11 protein-coding genes are annotated in these 14,408 nt (G+C 64.8%); 7 read left to right on the top strand and 4 right to left on the bottom strand.

What is annotated here, in order from left to right:
- Positions 1-3: 3 nt before the first annotated feature.
- Both NLM31_RS02595 and NLM31_RS02590 read right to left on the bottom strand, forming a co-directional pair.
- The gene (locus tag NLM31_RS02595) at positions 4-234 is read right to left on the bottom strand and encodes a DUF2783 domain-containing protein (RefSeq protein ID WP_254127765.1); all 231 of its coding nucleotides are present in this window, start codon (positions 232-234) and stop codon (positions 4-6) included.
- An 8-nt stretch (positions 235-242) separates the two neighbouring features.
- Entirely contained in the window at positions 243-1,859 is a 1,617-nt protein-coding gene (locus NLM31_RS02590; protein WP_254191362.1) for an FAD-dependent oxidoreductase, read from the bottom strand.
- A 110-nt stretch (positions 1,860-1,969) separates the two neighbouring features.
- Between NLM31_RS02590 and NLM31_RS02585 the strand changes: the two genes are divergently transcribed.
- Positions 1,970-2,512 (top strand): MarR family winged helix-turn-helix transcriptional regulator, encoded by a 543-nt coding sequence (locus NLM31_RS02585; protein ID WP_254127763.1) that lies wholly within the window; start codon positions 1,970-1,972, stop codon positions 2,510-2,512.
- An 89-nt stretch (positions 2,513-2,601) separates the two neighbouring features.
- Positions 2,602-3,321, top strand: a complete 720-nt coding sequence (locus tag NLM31_RS02580; RefSeq protein ID WP_375143621.1) for a methyltransferase domain-containing protein — start codon at positions 2,602-2,604, stop codon at positions 3,319-3,321.
- A gap of 83 nt (positions 3,322-3,404) precedes the next feature.
- Here NLM31_RS02580 and NLM31_RS02575 read toward each other — a convergent pair whose 3' ends face one another.
- Positions 3,405-4,211, bottom strand: coding sequence for an N-acyl homoserine lactonase family protein (locus tag NLM31_RS02575; RefSeq protein ID WP_254191360.1), 807 nt, complete (start codon positions 4,209-4,211; stop codon positions 3,405-3,407).
- 369 nt (positions 4,212-4,580) lie between these two features.
- Between NLM31_RS02575 and NLM31_RS02570 the strand changes: the two genes are divergently transcribed.
- From NLM31_RS02570 to NLM31_RS02555, 4 genes are all read left to right on the top strand, one after another.
- Positions 4,581-6,110 (top strand): caspase family protein, encoded by a 1,530-nt coding sequence (locus tag NLM31_RS02570; protein ID WP_254191359.1) that lies wholly within the window; start codon positions 4,581-4,583, stop codon positions 6,108-6,110.
- A 144-nt stretch (positions 6,111-6,254) separates the two neighbouring features.
- Positions 6,255-6,920, top strand: coding sequence for an OmpA family protein (locus NLM31_RS02565; RefSeq protein ID WP_254191358.1), 666 nt, complete (start codon positions 6,255-6,257; stop codon positions 6,918-6,920).
- Positions 6,921-7,063: 143 nt separating this feature from the next.
- Positions 7,064-7,993 carry an efflux RND transporter periplasmic adaptor subunit gene (locus NLM31_RS02560; RefSeq protein WP_254127758.1) on the top strand — a complete coding sequence of 310 codons (930 nt, stop codon included), beginning with the start codon at positions 7,064-7,066 and terminating at the stop codon, positions 7,991-7,993.
- On the top strand, positions 7,993-11,136 hold the full coding sequence (locus NLM31_RS02555; RefSeq protein WP_254191357.1) for an efflux RND transporter permease subunit: 3,144 nt from the start codon (positions 7,993-7,995) through the stop codon (positions 11,134-11,136). Before NLM31_RS02560 ends, NLM31_RS02555 begins: the two co-directional genes overlap by 1 nt.
- Positions 11,137-11,188: 52 nt before the next feature.
- Here NLM31_RS02555 and NLM31_RS02550 read toward each other — a convergent pair whose 3' ends face one another.
- A complete protein-coding gene (locus tag NLM31_RS02550) occupies positions 11,189-11,863 on the bottom strand; it encodes a Crp/Fnr family transcriptional regulator (RefSeq protein ID WP_254127756.1) in 675 nt (224 codons plus the stop codon).
- Positions 11,864-12,109: 246 nt separating this feature from the next.
- Here NLM31_RS02550 and NLM31_RS02545 point away from each other — a divergent pair, with 246 nt between their 5' ends.
- Positions 12,110-14,155 carry an AsmA family protein gene (locus NLM31_RS02545; protein WP_254191356.1) on the top strand — a complete coding sequence of 682 codons (2,046 nt, stop codon included), beginning with the start codon at positions 12,110-12,112 and terminating at the stop codon, positions 14,153-14,155.
- The last annotated feature ends 253 nt before the right edge of the window (positions 14,156-14,408 follow it).

The following is a 14,408-nucleotide window of genomic DNA, read 5'->3' as shown; positions in this document are numbered from 1 at the left end:
GGGTTATTGTTGTTGCTGTTGCTGTTGTTGCTGCTGGCCGTCGATCATGCGGCGTCTCGCCAGCGCGAGCGCTTCCCGCAATACGTCGATGTCGCCGATGTGATTGGCGAGGATCAAAACCAGCGCGGCGTCGAAATCGGCGCTCTGCTCGTCAGTAAGGCCGCGATGCGCCTCGACGACGGCGCGAAAGGCATCATCGGGTCGCGCAAAATTGGAGCTGGTGGAAAGCGGCATGCGAAACCTCAATTCAAGCCTGCGGCCCGCGACAGTGCCGCCGTGATCGCCGCACGCGTCGGATGGCGGAAGCGCGCGGCGACGTAGCCGTCGGGCCTCAGGAGATAGGCAGAGCCCGGCTCGGCGTCATAACGCTTCGCGACAAAGCCGGAGGGATCGGCAAGTCCGCCCTCCCCGCCGATGCGGATATCCTTGACGCCATCGGGCGTATCGATCGCCGCGCCATTGCTGAACGACAGCAGGGTAAAGTCCGTTCCACCCTTGCGGAACGCATCCGTCAGATAGGCCTGCTGGCCAATGGGTGCGTCCGGCATGGAGCAACCGGGCGAGGGTCCGCCGCTCCACGCCTCCGCATCCGGTGACGACAGTGACGTGTCGTAGCTGCATGGCACCGACAGCCTTCCGCCGTTGACCATGCGCTTGCCGAACTCGGTTTCCTTGGCCAGCGACAGCACCGCCTGACGCAGCCGGGCTTCCTGATGCGAATTCGGCGCCATGAAATCGGTCGAGCGGGTGGATTCGCGGATATTCTCATCGGCCGCCAGGCTGCGCTCGACATGGTAGCTTTCGAGCAGGCTCGCGGGCGAGGTGCCGCGCAGCACGCGGTCGAGCTTCCAGGAGAGATTTTCGGCGTCTTCCAGTCCCGAGTTCGCACCGCGAGCGCCGAAGGGCGAGACCTGATGCGCGGAATCGCCGGCAAAGATCACGCGGCCGTGGAGGAAGCGATCCATCCGCCGGCACTGGAATTTGTAAAGCGAGATCCACTCGAACTCGAACTTGTCGTGCCCGAGCATGCGCGCGATCCGCGGCCGCACGTTCTCCGGCTTCTTCTCGACTGTGGGATCGGCATAGCGATTGAGCTGGAGATCGATGCGCCAAACATTATCTGGCTGCTTGTGCAGCAGCGCCGAACGTCCCTGATGAAACGGCGGATCGAACCAGAACCAGCGCTCGGTCGGGAATTCCGCCGTCATCTTCACGTCGGCGATCAGGAACTGATCCTCGAACACCTGTCCCGCGAACTCGGCGCCGACCATCTGCCGCAGCGAGGAACGCGCGCCGTCGCAGGCAACGACATATTGCGCATGCAGGCGGTAGGCGCCTTCGGGTGTCTCGATCGTAAGCGCGACGGAATCGTTGCGCTGTTCGACCGACGTGACCTTGTTGCGCCAGCGCAGGTCGACCGCGGGCAGATCGCCGATGCGATCGACCAGATAGGCCTCGGCGTAATATTGCTGGAGATTGATGAAGGCCGGCCGCTTGTGGCCCTCCTCCGGCAGCAGGTTGAACTGATAGAGCTGGGACTCACCGTGGAAGATGCGGCCGACGCTCCACACAACGCCCTTGTCGACCATGCGGTCGGCGACGCCGAGCCGGTCCCAATATTCCAGCGAGCGCTTCGAGAAGCAGATCGCGCGCGAGCCCTCGCCGATGCGGTCGGCATCGTCCAGAAGGACGACGCGCTGGCCGCGCTGGGCGAGATCGATCGCCAGCGACAGCCCGACGGGCCCGGCGCCAACGACCACGACCGGATGCTCGGCCGGGTTTTGACCGGGGCGATCCTGATCGGGGTGGCGGCGATAGCCGAACTGGGTTTTGGCCTGATGCGTATTGGCCTGCGCCATACACTAACCTCGGCTCTGGTCAGGGGAGGACTGATCTGCTAGATAGTCTCACGTGCAACTATTTTGGACCGGAGCCGGCCGGCCGTCAACTGGAATTCGGAGCGCGCCCCTTGGCGAGGACATCCAGCGACATCGCGTTGAAGACACGGCAGGCCGATGAGGCTTCGCCGCGGCCAAAGTCACGGCTCGATCTGTTCAAGTTCGTGCCGTTCCGCCTCAACCGGCTCGCGGCGGAGGTGAGTTCCGCGCTCGCGGTCGAATATCAGGAGCGTCACGGCCTCGACATTCCGGCATGGCGCGTCATTGCCACGCTCGGCTTCCGCAACGATGCCTGTAGCGCGCAGTACATCTCGCAATGCACCCGCACGCACAAATCCACCATCAGCCGCGCAGTGACGGCGCTGCTGCATGACGGCTTGATCGAGCGGGTCGAGAACGAAGCCGATCGCCGCGAATTCCGCCTGCAACTGACGAAGAAAGGCCGCGCACTGTACGAGGAATTGTTTCCGCAATTGCTGCGACGGGAAGACGAAATCCTCGCCTGCCTGTCCGCGCAGGAGCGCAAGCAACTCTCCGCGCTACTCGGCAAGATCGAGGACAGCCTCGACCTGATCCAGACCAGCGAAGAGGCAGATGCGAAGCAGGCGTATTAGGGCGCGCACGCATAGAGGCGCAGACGTCGGCTTGTGGGAGTCCGGTTGAAAAAACTTGGTAGGCCGTGACGGCAGTGGCGTATATGGCGATGCTATTTGTGGCGTTTGCCGCAACTCGCGCATGCGCCGCTGACATAGGTTATCTGGCTCCCCCTGGAGTCGCTGCAAGCGAGTTTCCCTCACCGCAGCGCCCTGTCGCACGGATCGTCAGCCCACGCCGCTCCGCCGAAGAGCGCCGCGACGCCCTCAATGAGGCCGGTCAAATCGCACGCGTTCTTGAACTGAAACCAGGCATGACAGTCGGCGACATTGGAGCAGGCAGTGGCTACCACACGGTCAGGCTCTCGCACCTCGTCGGCCCCGCCGGCTCTGTCATTGCCCAAGACGTCACGCGGGATTACCTCGTCGAACTCGCCAGGCGAACAGAACTTCTGAAGTTGACGAACGTGCAATTTGCGCTCGGCGAACCACACGACCCGCGTCTGCCCGCTTCCTCGCTGGACGCCGCAATCCTTGTGCATATGTATCACGAGATCGCCCAACCCTATGCCTTCCTCTACAATCTCGCGCCCGCCCTGAAGCAGGGTGCGCGGGTCGGAATTGTCGATCTTGAGCTTCCAACGTCGAAGCATGGCACGCCAATTGAGCTCTTGCGCTGCGAATTGACCGCCGTCGGCTATCGCGAGGTTGCCGCATACAAGCTCGCGGGGGATGCAGGATACCTGGCGGTATTCTCTCCGCCGGAGCTAGCGGCTCGAAGATCTCCCCGCGATGTCGTTGCTTGCGAGGATCCTGCCGGCGCTCGTTGACATCACGCCCGCCGCCCGCGAATCTCGCCTCACCGCCTGATGTCCGCTGCGCTCAGGACTTACACGGACGCGCCCTGGCTCCGTCACTTCGCAAACGACCGCGTCGGCGGCACATGCAATGCCCAGGCGTCGACCTTGTCGCTCGCGCGGGGATAGATCTCGGTCACGATCGGATCGTGGCCGGGAATGAACCGGTCGGGATGGCCGGCGAGACGTTCGATCGTCTCCCAGCCCACGGCCATATCGCCGACATTGTAGACGATCGGAAACGGGCTGCGGCGCTGCAGATTGGCGTAGTAATGCGCGGCGTCTGACGCCAACACCACCGGACCGCGCGCGGTCTCGACCTTGACCACCTGCAAGCCGTCCGAATGGCCGCCGACGCGGTGCACGGTGACACCAGGCGCGATTTCACCGTCGCCGGAATAGAAATTGACGCGCTCGCCGTAGACATGGCGCACCATCTGGGTGACGTGCTCGACCGAGAATGGATGTCGCAACAGTCCGTTACACATGCAGCGGCCCGTGGCGTAAGCCATCTCGCGCTCCTGGAGATGGAAGCGCGCATTCGGGAAGCGATCGAGGTTGCCGGCGTGATCGTAATGCAGATGCGTCACGATGATGTCGCGAATGCTCGACGCGGCGACGCCGAAACGCTCCAGCGCATCGACCGGATTGAGCGTCAGCTTGCGCGCGCGCGAGATGGCCTCCTCGGCATTGAAACCGGTATCGACCAGAATATCGCACCCCTGCCCCCGGATCAGCCAAACGAAGTAGTCGAGATCCTGCGCCGCGCTGTCATGCGGGTCGGGCGCCAGAAAATTCATGCTGGGGGTGCGCGGCGACATCGTCGCATAGCGAAGAGCGTAGATTTCGTAGGCGTTTCCCATGATCTTGATCCCGGCTTTTGCTTTTTCTGAATGGACCTGCCGCGCACCAAGCCATTGCCCACCATAAAGGTCAAACGCCTGAGCCCGCGATGGACGCAGGGCGCAATGTGAGACCAATCACATTTTCGTCGCGAGTGCCGGCCTAACATGACGGCCGGAACCCTGAACGAGAACGCGTCGAGGAGAGCCGTGACCGCCGATTTATTCCCCTCGCGAGCTGCCCATGCGTCGCGGTCAATTGTCGCGATAGTGCCGAATCTCCAAGCGGTTGACGCCTCCACTCCCCGGTTTGATAATGCACTTTGCGTAAGTTAAGGTCGCCGCGGCGCAAGCTGGGAACGGCGCCTTTTTGGCTGGACCGCGCTGATTATGAAAATTCGCTTCCTTTTTCTTCTGCCCTTGCTCGTCTCGCTCATCCCGACCGCGCCGTCGCACGCCGCCGGCGACCGCTACGCGCTGGTCATCGGCAATGCCAAATACCCGGATGCCGACAGCCCGCTGAAAGAGCCGCTCAACGATGCCCGTGACGTCGCCGACGAGCTCAAGCGCGACGGCTTTTCCGTTGAGGTCGGCGAGAACCTGACCGGCGACGCGATGCGCCGCGCCTTCGACAAGCTCTACGGCAAGATCAAGCCGGGCTCGGTGGCGCTGATCTTCTACAGCGGGTTCGGCATCCAGTCGGCACGCCAGAGCTACATGATCCCGGTCGACGCGCAGATCTGGACCGAGTCCGACGTCCGTCGCGACGGGTTCAGCATCGAAGCGATCCTGGGCGAGCTCAACACCCGCGGCGCGGGCGTCAAGATCGCGCTGATCGATGCCTCCAGGCGCAACCCGTTCGAACGGCGGTTCCGCAGCTTCTCGGCGGGCCTGACCCCCGTCATCGCGCCGAACGGCACCCTGGTGATGTATTCGGCGGCGCTGGCATCGGTGGTATCGGACGCCGGCGGCGACCACAGCCTGTTCGTCCAGGAACTGCTCAAGGAAATCCGTGTCCCCGACCTGATGGCGGAGGAAACGCTGAACCGCACCAAGATGGGCGTCACCCGCGCCTCGCGCGGCGAGCAGGTGCCGTGGATCTCGTCCTCGCTCGCCGAGGATTTCTCGTTCATTCCGGGTGCAGCCGGATCGCGCCCGACGGCGACGACCCCGCCACCGGCGCCTCCCGCACCACCGCCGCCTGCGGTCGCCAACAACCCGCCTCCGGCACCGCCCGCCCCACCGCCAGCAGCACCACCCGTGGCCGCGAACAATCCGCCGGCGCCGCCTGCACCTCCGTCACCGCCGCCCGCGCCGAAGCCGCAGGTTGAAGCTGCGCTGCCTCCGCCGACACCGCCGGCCAAACCGGCCGAGCCCGCCCCGTCGCCGAATGCAGATGGTGGGCCGAGCGCGTCCGCGCTGGCGGAGGATCCCACCATCAAGGGCCTGACGGCCAAGATCGCCGCCAATCCGGACGATGTGAATGCGCTGTATCGGCGTGGCCAGGTCTATGCCAGCAAGGGGGCCTACAGCCTTGCCATCAAGGATTTTGACGAGACGCTCCGGATCAATTCGAAGGACGTCGAGGCGCTGAACAACCGCTGCTGGACCCGTGCCGTGGTCGGCGACCTCCAGGGCGCGCTGAAGGATTGCAACGAGGCGCTGCGGCTGCGGCCCAACTTCGTCGATGCGCTGGACAGCCGCGGGCTGGTGAACCTCAAATCCGGGGCGGCAAAGAACGCCATCGCCGATTTTGACGCCGCGCTGAAGATCAACCCGCGCCTGACCTCCTCGCTCTATGGACGGGGCGTCGCGAAGCAGCGCAACGGCTCCGCCCAGGAGGGCGCGCTCGACGTCGCCAATGCCAAAGCGATGGACCCGAACATCGTGCAGGAATTCGCAAGTTACGGAGTGCGTTGATATTTTTTTGATTTGAGGCCGGCAGCGCCTCGAACCCGCGGCGGTCCGGCAAGACTAACAGAACGGGTGCCGCAGGCGGCCTTGCCGTGGGGGCCACTTGCAGGAATTTTGGAACCGCGCGGGCTCGCGCAGGAGGGACTGGCAATGAGATTGGCTGCAAAGGGACTGACCGCGATCCTGTCCATCTTCACCATCGGCGCCGCGCTGACACTCCCGCCCGCTTTCGCCGGCGACGACGGCAACAGCAAGAACGTCACCGAGGACGAGATCGTCCGCGCACTGGCGCCGCCGCCGAAGAAGCCCCTCACCCGCGGCCTCTCGATCGCTCCGCAGGCCGATCCGGCGCCGAACGCGGCGGAAACCAAGCTGATCCAGTCGGTCCGCGGCCGCGCCACGCGCTCTCTGTCGTCGACCGAGCGCGAGGAGATCGCCTCGGCCGCCAAGGACAAGCCGAATATCGATCTCGAAATCACCTTCGACTACAACTCGGCCGACATCAGCACCAAGTCGCTGCCTTCGGTGCAGGCGCTGGGCCGCGCACTGACCAGCCCCGATTTGAAGGGCTCGACCTTCGTGGTCGCCGGCCATACCGACGCCGCCGGCGGCGAGGGCTACAATCAGGAGCTGTCGGAACGCCGCGCGGATTCGATCAAGCGTTACCTCGTCGAGAAGTACAGCATTGCCGCCACCGATCTCGTCACCGTCGGCTACGGCAAGAGCAAGCTGAAAGATCCCAGCCAGCCGATGGCGGAGGTGAACCGCCGCGTTCAGGTCGTGAATATGGAAAACAAGACCACCGCATCGAAGTGACCACGACGTAATCCTTTGCAGTGACAAGTCGTGATGTGGTGTAAAGTCTTGCTCCCAGCGCGCGTCCCGCAGCCCTGCGGGACGCCGCTTCGTTTCAGGGAAACGATCCCAGCAACCCCGAGCCAGGCCAGGATGATCCGGCGATGAACATCTCCGAATATCTCAAGCCTGCGGGAACCGTGGCGTTCATCGTTGCGCTCGGCCTCGGCTATTACTGGTTCGAGCATCGGCATCGCCCCGAGGCGAAGGAGACGCCGGGCGAGGCCCTCGTCATCGTCGCGAAGTCGACCAACGCCTGCTTCTCCGATCTGGTGCGCGTCACCGGCTTCTTCGTGCCGCGGCGCGAGGCCGTGGTCATGCCCGACCAGGAAGGATCGAAGGTCACCGACGTCTTCGTCACCGAAGGCGCGATCGTCACCGAAAATCAGGAGCTGGCGCGCCTGACGGCGCCGCCGCAGATCCCGGGCCAGCCGCAAAGGCCGGGCCCGCAGGGTCCGATCTCGCTGAAGGCACCGGCCCCGGGTCTCATCACGGAAGTGCGGACCGTCGTCGGTGCACCGGCATCGCCGCAGGCCGGACCGATGTTCCGCATTGCCGTCAACAACGAGATCGAGCTGGATGCGCAGGTCCCGGCCGTGCACATGCCAAAACTCAGCCCCGGCGCGACGGTACGGATCAGCCGGGATGACGCCGCCGATCTGATCGGCCGCGTCCGGCTGGTTGCGCCCGAGATCGACCGCGCCACGCAGCTCGGCCGCGTCCGCATCAGCGTCACCAACAATCCGTCGCTGAAGGTCGGCGTGTTTGCCCGTGCCTCGATCGACGCCAAGCGAAGCTGCGGTGTCGCGGTTCCCAAGACGGCGATCGACCATCTCACCGTGCAGGTGGTCAAAGGCAATACCGTCGAGACACGTCGGGTGCGCGTCGGGCTGACATCCGACAGCCAAACCGAAATCCTTGAAGGGGTCGACGTCGGCGAAATCGTCGTCGCCGACGCCGGCTCTTCGCTCCATGACGGCGACCAGATCAAGACCATGTTCGCCGATGAACTCGATCGCACGCGGGTACGCTGATGGCTCTCAATATCTCGGCATGGTCAATCCGGAATCCGCTGCCGTCGGTGGTGTTTTCGATCATCCTCCTGATCCTCGGCTGGACCTCCTTCACCAAGCTCGCGATCACGCGACTGCCCTCGGCCGACATTCCCGTGATCTCGGTCGCGGTGGCGCAGTTCGGCGCCGCCCCGGCGGAACTCGAATCCCAGGTCACCAAGACGGTTGAAGACGCCGTCTCAGGCGTCGAGGGCGTGCGGCACATCACCTCCTCGATCACCGACGGCGTGTCGGTCACCACCATCCAGTTCGCGCTGGAAACCAACACCGATCGCGCACTCAACGACGTCAAGGACGCGGTGACGCGCGTGCGCTCGAACCTGCCGCAGAACGTCACCGAGCCGCTGATCCAGCGCGTCGACGTGATCGGCCTGCCGATCGTCACCTATGCCGCGATCTCGCCCGGCAAGACGCCGGAACAACTGTCTTATTTCGTCGACGACGTGGTCAAGCGCGCGCTGCAGGGCGTGCGCGGCGTCGCCCAGGTCGAGCGCATCGGCGGTGTCGAGCGCGAGATCCTGGTCTCGCTCGATCCCGACCGCCTGCAGGCGATGGGGCTGACGGCCGTCAATGTCAGCCAGAGCCTGCGCGGCACCAATGTCGACGTCGCCGGCGGCCGCGCCGAAATCGGCAAGAACGACCAGGCGATCCGGACGCTGGCCGGCGCCAAGACGCTGAGCGACCTCGCCGGCACCATGGTCCCGCTGTTCGGCGGCGGCGAGGTCCGTCTCGACGATCTCGGCACCGTGACCGACACCATCGCCGACCGCCGCACCTTCGCCCGCTTCAACGGCGAGCCGGTGGTCGCACTCGGCATCAAGCGCTCCAAGGGCGCCAGCGACGTGAAGGTCGCCGAAGCCGTGCAGAAGCGCATCGACGCACTCAAGGCCGCTTATCCCGATGTCGACCTCAAGCTGATCGACACTTCGGTCGAATACACCAACGGCAACTACGAAGCGGCGATCTCGACCCTGTTCGAGGGCGCCATCCTCGCCGTGGTCATCGTGCTGCTGTTCCTGCGCGACCTTCGCGCCACCATCATTGCCGCGGTCTCGCTGCCGCTGTCGATCTTCCCGGCGTTCTGGGCGATGGACATCCTCGGCTTCTCGCTCAACCTCGTCAGCTTCCTCGCCATCACGCTATCGACAGGTATTCTGGTCGACGACGCCATCGTCGAGATCGAGAACATCGTACGGCACATGAACATGGGCAAATCGCCCTACCGTGCCGCGCTCGAAGCCGCCGACGAAATCGGCCTCGCCGTGATCGCGATCTCGCTGACCATCATCGCGATCTTCGCGCCCGCGAGCTTCATGTCGGGCATCGCCGGACAGTTCTTCAAGCAGTTCGGCATCACCGTGTCGGTGCAGGTGTTCTTCTCGCTGCTCGCGGCGCGCTTCGTGACGCCGATGCTGGCGGCCTACTTTCTCAAACATGGCAATCATGAAGAGCCGCCGCCCGGCCGCATCCTGCGGACCTATCACGGTCTCGTCTCGTGGTCGGTGAAGCACTATTTCATCACCGTGCTGATCGGGTTCGGCATCTTCGCGGCCTCGATCTGGAGCATCACGCTGCTGCCGCAGGGCTTCCTGCCGGCGCAGGACAGCGCCCGCTCGCTGCTCGCCCTCGAACTGCCGCCGGGCACGCAGCTCGCCTACACCGAAAAGGTCACCGAGGACATCGTCGCGCGGCTGCGCAAGCGGCCCGAAGTGAAGAGCATCTTCGTGGACGGCGGCCGCGTTCCGCCAGGCACCCAGGAAGTCCGGCGCGCTGCCCTGATCATCAATTACACGCCCAAGAACGACCGCAACATCACCCAGCGCGAGCTCGAGTTCTCGATCAGCCAGGAGCTGGAGAACGTTCCCGATATCCGCTTCTGGTTCCTGGACGAGAACGGCCTGCGCGCGATCTCGCTGGTGGTGACCGGCGTCGATGCCAACATCGTCAACAACGTCGCCAGCGAACTCGCGACGCAGATGAAGCGGATTCCGACCATCTCCAACGTGATCTCGGAGACCTCGCTGGAGCGCCCCGAATTGCGCATCGAGCCGCGCGCCGATCTCGCCGCACGGCTCGGCGTCTCGACCGAAAGCCTGTCGCAGACCATCCGCGTCGCAACCATCGGCGACGTCGGTCCGGCGCTCGCCAAGTTCGACGTCGGCGACCGTCTGGTGCCGATCCGCGTGCAGCTCGAGGATGCCGCGCGCGGCAATCTCAAGACGCTGGAGCAGCTGCGCGTGCCGCTCGGTGAGCACGGCGAGAAAGGCGGCGTGCCGCTGTCCGTCATCGCCGACGTCAAGCTCGACCAGGGCCCGACCAGCATCAACCGCTACGACCGCGAGCGGCAGGCAACCGTCGCCGCCGACCTCGTCGGCTCCGCGGCGCTCGGCGATGCGACCAAGAAGATCTACGATCTGCCTGTCATGAAGAGCCTGCCGAAGGGCGTGAAAGTCTCCCCCTCCGGCGACGCCGAAAGCCTCAATGAACTGTCCGACGGCTTCGCCACCGCGATCACCGCCGGCCTGATGATGGTCTATGCGGTGCTGGTGCTGCTGTTCGGCACATTCCTGCAGCCGATCACCATCCTGTTCTCGCTACCGCTCTCGATCGGCGGCGCGATTGCCGCGCTGCTCGTCACCGGCAAGCAGCTCACCACACCGGTGTGGATCGGCATCCTGATGCTGATGGGCATCGTCACCAAGAACGCGATCATGCTGGTGGAGTTCGCGATCGAATCCATCAATGCCGGCAAGCCGCGCGACGAGGCGATGATCGACGCCGGCATGAAACGCGCCCGCCCGATCGTGATGACCACGATCGCGATGGCCGCCGGCATGATGCCGAGCGCGCTCGCGGTCGGCGCCGGCGGCGAGTTCCGCTCGCCAATGGCGCTCGCGGTGATCGGCGGCCTGATCTTCTCGACCATCCTGTCGCTGGTGTTCGTGCCCGCGATGTTCATGGTGATGGACGACCTCGGCGCCCTGATCTGGCGCTTCGGCAAGCGGCTGATCGTGCACAGCGAAGACGCTGAGACCAACGGTCATCATGAGGCCGCGGAAGCGGCACATGCGCCGAAGAGCATCGTGCACCCGGCGGCGGAATAAGTTCCCGCCGGCGCGGCTGAAGCAAGCGAACTGAACCCCCTCGTCGCGATCGCTACTCGTTCCGTGCGATCGCCGTCAGCTTGGTCATGTTCCGCAGCAGGATACGGCCGCGCTGCAGATCCAAAATCGCTTCCTTGCGCCAGGCCTGAAGCTGGCGGTTCACGCTCTCGCGAGCGGCGCCGACGAAGACGCCGAGCTGTTCCTGCGAAATGTGCACCTCGGAGCCGAAATCGGCGGCGAGCGCGCAGAGCCGCCGCGCCAGCCGGACCGGCAGCGGTTGCAACATGGATTCCTCCATGCGCTCGCTCTGCCAGCGGATGCGCTGGCACAACAGCGCAATGATCTTGATCGCGACCTTCGGCTCGCGTTCGAGGAAGGCGAGGAAGTCTTCGCGCCGCAGCACGAACAATTCGCTCACTTCGCCGGCGGTCGCGTCGGCGGTGCGGCTCTGGCCGTCCAGCACCGCGACCTCGCCGAACAGGTCGCCCGGCCCCATGAAGTTCAATGTCAGCCGGCTGCCGTCGGAGGCACCGGTCTCGATACGGACCTGGCCGCGGCGCACGCCGTACAGCGCGTCACCGGGATCGCCCTTCTGGAACAACACCTCGCCATTCGCCAGATGCTGGGTGTGGCAGAGATTGGACAACCGCTGGAGTTCGTCCGCACCGAGATCGGCGAACATGGCATTCATTTTCAGAATGACCGCAAATTCGGCCTGCTTGCTCATTTCAACGTCCTTGTGAATTTCTTGGCCAGTTTCTTTGGCAAATCGCTTGCAAATCGCTTGGAAGCATCATCGTCAGAATCGCGTAAAACCGCGTCGGAGAAGTGTGTCATAAGTCACATAACTTTGCAGCACCTCCCGACTAATTTTAGCCGCTTGGAGCGGCTTCCCGTCCCGGGATAAACTCGGGCGCGAAGGACGGGCAATCTGCCGGATTCGACGCCGCTCGTCCGTCGTTGGAAAGTCGACATGAGAGCAGTGAAATTCGCCGGCGTAGCTTTGCTCGCCGTCATCGTCGTGATCGCACTCCTGCAGGTGATCGGGATTCCCTCGGGCTTCCTGACCGCGACCATCGCCTCGCGCGTCGAGCAGGCGAGCGGCTATCGCCTGTCGATCGACGGAACCACCAAGATCAGCCTGTGGCCGACGCTGAACGTCACGCTGAACGATCTCACGCTCCAGGACCCCAAGGACCGCAGCGGCATCACGCGCGTGACGATCGACAGCGTGCAGGCGGACATGTCGCTCGCAAGCGTGTGGTCGGGTCGTCCGAAGATCAGCGAGATCATCGTCACCCATCCGGTGCTGTATCAACCGCTGCTGCGCGAGCGCCTGCCCAACGCCGATACCTCGCCGAAGCCGCTTGCGCTCGACATGGACGGCGCGACCATCGACCGCATCAAGGTCACCAACGGCGAAGTCGCATTCTCGCGCGTGCGCGATCGCGTCGACGGCCGCATCAGCGCGATCGATGCCGACGCCGTCATGGGCCGCGACCGCAAGGTCAATATCGCCGGAACCGCGCGCGTCGGCGATCATCCGACCAAATTCGACATCAGGGCCACGACACCGGCGCCGCCGATCGAGCGGCAGACCATCCCGGTGGATTTCGCCATCGATATGCCCGACGTGCTGAAGTCGCAGCTCGCCGGCCACGCGGAGCTGCGGCTCAACGGTGCGGTCGTGATGGTCAATGGCGTCAACGGCACGTTCGGCGATGGCGCATTCAACGGCTGGGCCTCGGTTGACATCGCGAGCAAGCCGCTCGTGAAGGTCGATCTCGATTTCCAGCGGCTCGCGATCCCGCTGGCGAAATCGCCTGACGGTACGACCGGGCAACCCTGGAGCGATGCGCCGATCGACGTGTCCGGACTTAATTATGTCGACGCGCAGATCAGGATCTCGGCCAACGAAGCCGTCGTCGGCGACGCCCGTCTTGCGCCGCTGGCGGTCGATGCCAAACTTGCCGGCGGCATCTTGAAGGCGGGCACCGCCAATCTCGGCGCCTATGGCGGCCAGGTCGCGGGCGAGGTGATTTTGGATGCGACCAGCGGCGCGCCGAGCTTTGCGATGCATTCCGACCTCGTCGGCGTGCGCGCGCTGCCGCTGCTGCAGGGCCTTGCCGAGTTCGACCGGATCGACGGCAAGCTGCAAGCCAAGCTCGCGTTGCGCAGTGCCGGCACCAGCCAGCGCGCGCTGATGGCGAACATGCAGGGCACCGCCTTCGTCAGTTTCCAGGACGGCGCCATCCGCGGCATCAACGTCGCGCAGATGATCCGTTCGCTGACGTCGGGCACGCTGTCGGGCTGGCAGGACAGCCAGGAGCAGAGCACGGACCTGTCGCAGCTCTCGGCGTCCTTCCGCATCGACAAGGGCCAGGCGGTGACGACCGATCTCAATCTGATCGGGCCGCTGGTGCGCGTCACCGGCGCCGGCACCATTGCGCTCGACACCAAGATGATGGGCTTTCGCGTCGAGCCGAAACTGGTGATGACGACCGAAGGCCAGGGCCGCACCTCCGATCCCGTCGGCTTCGGCATTCCCGTGATGATCACCGGCGCGTGGTCGCAGCCGCGGATCTATCCCGACATGGCCGGTGTGCTCGACAATCCGGATGCCGCCTATGCCAAATTGCGCGAGATGGGCAAGGGCCTGTTCGGGCCTGACGGAGCCGGGCTCGGCAACATCCTGAACAGTTTCGGCCTCGGCGGCACCGCCGCACCCGGTGGCGGCAACGCGGCCGGCAATGCCAATCCGCAGACGCAGCAGCAAGGGCAGGGACAGGGGCAAAACAATCTGCTCGGCGGCCAGCTGGGCGAGGCGATCGGCAACCTGATCCAGCAGGGGCTCTCGAGCGGCGCCGGAAACGGCACCGGCCGGAGCCGCAGCCTGCCAGGCAGCCCGACCACACCGGCCCCCCAGGCTTCGCCGACCCCTCCGACCCAGGACCCGCCCGAGGCGCAGCAGGACAGCCAGCCGATGAACGACGTGATGCGGCAGTTGTTTAATCGGTGATTGGCGGACCAAGGCGGCGAACTCCGCGCGCAGCCTTACACGGCCTCATCACACAGTTCTTCATCCGAACGGACGAGGCGGCCTGCCGGCTGCGACAATTCACCGCCCGGCCAGCCGCCCCCACGTCGGCGGCGGGTAACCACACCCGCCCTTGACCGGCCCCCTGCCGGTCCAAAGGCCCAAATTGTGGTAGAAGAGCCGCGGGGCCCGTACGGCCCATAGCGCCGGCGTCGGTTGCGGCGCGAGAGGATCC

Origin of the sequence: Bradyrhizobium sp. CCGUVB4N (genome assembly GCF_024199945.1) — a bacterium.
Classification (GTDB): Bacteria; Pseudomonadota; Alphaproteobacteria; order Rhizobiales; family Xanthobacteraceae; genus Bradyrhizobium.
This window is presented reverse-complemented; position numbering and strand designations above follow the sequence as displayed.

Excerpts from the sequence above, each read along its gene's own strand:
- NLM31_RS02595 (WP_254127765.1), bottom strand. The coding sequence starts at position 234 with ATGCCGCTTTCCACCAGCTCCAATTTTGCGCGACCCGATGATGCCTTT.
- NLM31_RS02590 (WP_254191362.1), bottom strand. The coding sequence starts at position 1,859 with ATGGCGCAGGCCAATACGCATCAGGCCAAAACCCAGTTCGGCTATCGC.
- NLM31_RS02580 (WP_375143621.1), top strand. The coding sequence starts at position 2,602 with ATGCTATTTGTGGCGTTTGCCGCAACTCGCGCATGCGCCGCTGACATA.
- NLM31_RS02575 (WP_254191360.1), bottom strand. The coding sequence starts at position 4,211 with ATGGGAAACGCCTACGAAATCTACGCTCTTCGCTATGCGACGATGTCG.
- NLM31_RS02570 (WP_254191359.1), top strand. The coding sequence starts at position 4,581 with ATGAAAATTCGCTTCCTTTTTCTTCTGCCCTTGCTCGTCTCGCTCATC.
- NLM31_RS02565 (WP_254191358.1), top strand. The coding sequence starts at position 6,255 with ATGAGATTGGCTGCAAAGGGACTGACCGCGATCCTGTCCATCTTCACC.
- NLM31_RS02560 (WP_254127758.1), top strand. The coding sequence starts at position 7,064 with ATGAACATCTCCGAATATCTCAAGCCTGCGGGAACCGTGGCGTTCATC.
- NLM31_RS02555 (WP_254191357.1), top strand. The coding sequence starts at position 7,993 with ATGGCTCTCAATATCTCGGCATGGTCAATCCGGAATCCGCTGCCGTCG.
- NLM31_RS02550 (WP_254127756.1), bottom strand. The coding sequence starts at position 11,863 with ATGAGCAAGCAGGCCGAATTTGCGGTCATTCTGAAAATGAATGCCATG.
- NLM31_RS02545 (WP_254191356.1), top strand. The coding sequence starts at position 12,110 with ATGAGAGCAGTGAAATTCGCCGGCGTAGCTTTGCTCGCCGTCATCGTC.